The 253-nt window shown below is 60.5% G+C and carries 1 protein-coding gene; it reads right to left on the bottom strand.

The window, feature by feature from the left end; translation table 11 throughout:
- Positions 1–253, bottom strand: a 253-nt coding sequence (locus tag IV91_RS0114960; RefSeq protein ID WP_031599589.1) for an integrase catalytic domain-containing protein, incomplete at both ends; no start/stop codon positions are given.

Here is a 253-nt window from a genome sequence, read left to right as displayed (position 1 = left end):
TCCAGGCGCTGCGCGGGCGCGTGTTGAGCGCCAGAATGCCCAAATGATGCAGGCCGGCAGTGAATTCGCCGGAGATCATGGCGGAGCCATTATCACTATAAATCGTTCTGGGTGAACCCCGTCGCTTCAGGGCTTGGGAGACGCAGTGCACCAGGCACTCGGTGTTCTCGTGGGCGTACCATTGCAGGTGGCAGATCAGGCGCGAATGATCGTCGATCACGCCCAGAGCGATTGGGGTGATCCATTCGCCCTG

The sequence above is a fragment of the Ferrovum myxofaciens genome (genome assembly GCF_000735045.1).
In the GTDB taxonomy this organism is placed as follows: domain Bacteria; phylum Pseudomonadota; class Gammaproteobacteria; order Burkholderiales; family Ferrovaceae; genus Ferrovum; species Ferrovum myxofaciens.
This window is presented reverse-complemented; position numbering and strand designations above follow the sequence as displayed.